Genomic DNA, 2,879 nt, shown 5'->3' with positions numbered 1-2,879 from the left:
AGTTTATTAAACTGGCACTTTAGTATTAATTTTCCATAAAAGTAACGCAAGAACCGAAAATCTTACTAAAATAATTGGTGCTAAAAATAGCTTATCTGAAAAAGCCCTTAAGTTTTTAAAGGATTGCGGAAGTCAAGTTTCTCCATCTAGTATTTCTCAAATATCAATAAACTTTATTGAAGAATTGGTCAAGGAACCTTCTATGCAGGCAATTACGAATAAGAAGGATTTTCTTACAGCAAAAACAATCTGCACATTCAAAGATGGAACAAAAGTTAAATTTTTTGTAAATCCGGTAAAACTAAAACACATTTTTTTAGCTGATTCTAACGAGAAAATGATATTTGGAGGCTTTCTTTCTCGTTATGAGTCTGACGATAAATTAAATCAAGCGATAAGAGATCAAGTCCCAGAAATTAATCTAGACAATCCTGGTGAAAAGCATCTCCAACCCTGTAGACACAAGATGACAATTCCTGAAGAATTTAATCGATCGATAGCAATGGAATTGGGAAATCTGGTGCGTATCGTCTACAACGATTTTGATAATAATCAAAATTACTCCTTGTACTTGAAAGAGGGCGATACAATCTTGACGAATAGAACTGATATGACCACAAAGGCCATTTTTCAATACTCGATTAACCCATCAGAAGATAGCAATAAATCTGAATATCGATATACAGTTAGCAAAATATTAGAAGTCCAGGAAACAGACGGAAATAAAAGATTTGGCTTCATTCTTGAGCGAAAACCTGAAAAAAATAATGAGCCAATTTATTTTTTTGTGTTTCGAGGAACAATACAACCATATGAGTGGCTTCATGACGCTAAATTTAAACTAGTTAAACCATCTTTTAAAATCAATGAAAAAGGAAAGGACTCTATAAAAGTCAGTGAAGGCTTTAACGAAATATATAAATCAATGAGCGAGACTGTGGATAATTTCCTTGATGATTTGGCTAGAAAAGGTGTCAAAAAAGACACGGAAATATATGTAACAGGACATAGTTTAGGAGCAGCGATCGCAACTCTCTCAACCCTTCATATTGCAGAAAATGATTTTGCACCAACTCTATATGCTTTTGCTTCTCCACGAGTTGGCAATGTAAAATTTGCTGAACATTTTTCAGACAAAGTAATCTACAGTCAGACTTTTCGGATTGCTAACTGTGAGGACTTGGTGAATAGCTTACCGACAGGAACTATTACTGATTGGAATGGACCTGAAGCTAAAGCGGTAGGAGAGAAAGCTCCTAATAGTGATTTGCTAATAAGCAGTATAAATAAAATCTCTATTTTGCAGAATAGATTTGCTCCAGATGCTTACGAACACGTTGGTCAGCCTTGTTATTTTAGCCATCAGACTGGATTTATTTCCAGTAGTCACAATATGAGTGTAACCTATTGTAGTGCTATATTTGGAGGCGAGTTATCTTAGAAAGTCCCGAAAATAGATTTGCAATCTCCAAAAGATAAGCAGTGCTAGTTTAGACAAGGATAGTTGATCTGCCCTGTTTTCAAGTATCGAAAGAGGAGCGGCGATCGCAAAGGATAAATAATTGTTAGGCAACCGATGTATAACACATCATTGGAGCGGATAATATTGTGATACCTGGGTGTTGAGTTAAAGACGATCTCTTGCCGCTCAATTAAACCTTTAAATCATCACAAACCTGTTTAATCCTGTACCTAGTCTTGTCCTGTCACCAATGCCAATTCGGATCGCATAAACTCACTTCCTAAGTAAGCCGCATGATTCAATCGGCGGTTGAATAGTTGTAGCGATCGCCCTACCATACTTCATCAAACGTTAGATTTGCTTAAAATCAAATCGGTATTATTCAGTTGTACAATCTCTCCCATGTATGACGATACCTGTCGATTCCTTGCTGAACACTTCTCCTCTGACTTCGCCAGTTGGCTCTTGGGAGAACCTATTGAAATGACAGAACTCAAACCCTCGGAACTCTCCCTCGACCCAATTCGCACTGATGCTCTAATTCTGCTGCAATCGGCTGGTTATTTTTTACACTTAGAGTTCCAAACATTACCCAAGGATAACGTTCCATTCCGAATGTTGGACTACCGTGTGCGTGGGTATCGTAAAGACCCGACCAAACCGATGCGACAAGTGGTGATTTACCTGAAACAAACTGCTTCAGAGCGGGTATATCAGACCCGTTTTGAGATGGAAAACACGCGCCACGAGTTTGAAGTCGTTAGAATCTGGGAGCAGCCTGGATCTATGTTTCTACAATATCCAGGACTGATCCCCTTTGCGGCTCTCGGTCGAAGTGCTGATGCAGAGGAAACATTGCGTCAAGCGGCACAACAGATTGATCAGATCGCAGACTCCGAAGCGCAAGCGAATCTGATAGCAGCGTCAGGAATTTTAGCCGGGTTAAAATTAGAAAATGAGGTAATTTATCGCATTCTACGGAGAGACATTATGCAGGAATCCACCGTTTATCGCTCAATCTGGAAAGAGGCTGAAGACGAAAAGACACGAGCGATCGCACTCAATCTTCTGCGAGAAGGTGTATCGATTGAAACTATCGTTCGTAGCACCGGTTTATCGGTCGAGGAAGTGCAACAACTTCAGCAACAACTCAACGGCTCTGCACAAAGCTGAAGAACGCTAATGGCTCTCACCAAATTATCTGTTGAATATTTTTCACATCCTTAGTTTCTTCTCTCGCCAAGATAGCCTTGGCGGTAATCACTTTTCTTTAATCTGGAAGCTTGACGTGCAGACCACTGACGCATAGGAGTAACTTTCTCTACATGAAGTAGCTGATGGCGATAAGTATTATTATCTGTCAGTTGAGCGATCGCACCAGCAATAAATCGAGCGCAGCGTTCTGGTTGAGACGAGA

Annotated in this window: 2 protein-coding genes and 1 pseudogene; 2 read left to right on the top strand and 1 reads right to left on the bottom strand. The window is 39.5% G+C overall.

Features of this window, described 5'->3' with window-relative positions; translation table 11 throughout:
* Positions 1-202 precede the first annotated feature (202 nt).
* Together HWQ37_RS29040 and HWQ37_RS29035 are read left to right on the top strand one after the other, a co-directional pair.
* Positions 203-1,441 (top strand): lipase family protein, encoded by a 1,239-nt coding sequence (locus HWQ37_RS29040; protein ID WP_292753878.1) that lies wholly within the window; start codon positions 203-205, stop codon positions 1,439-1,441.
* 423 nt (positions 1,442-1,864) lie between these two features.
* A complete protein-coding gene (locus HWQ37_RS29035) occupies positions 1,865-2,635 on the top strand; it encodes an Rpn family recombination-promoting nuclease/putative transposase (RefSeq protein WP_292753877.1) in 771 nt (256 codons plus the stop codon).
* A 50-nt stretch (positions 2,636-2,685) separates the two neighbouring features.
* Here the strand turns inward: HWQ37_RS29035 and HWQ37_RS29030 are convergent.
* Positions 2,686-2,879 (bottom strand): annotated as a pseudogene (locus HWQ37_RS29030) (hypothetical protein); the annotation flags it as partial.

Source organism: Nostoc sp. NMS4 (genome assembly GCF_017115095.1).
In the GTDB taxonomy this organism is placed as follows: domain Bacteria; phylum Cyanobacteriota; class Cyanobacteriia; order Cyanobacteriales; family Nostocaceae; genus Nostoc.
This window is presented reverse-complemented; position numbering and strand designations above follow the sequence as displayed.

Excerpts from the sequence above, each read along its gene's own strand:
- HWQ37_RS29035 (WP_292753877.1), top strand. The coding sequence starts at position 1,865 with ATGTATGACGATACCTGTCGATTCCTTGCTGAACACTTCTCCTCTGAC.
- HWQ37_RS29040 (WP_292753878.1), top strand. The coding sequence starts at position 203 with ATGCAGGCAATTACGAATAAGAAGGATTTTCTTACAGCAAAAACAATC.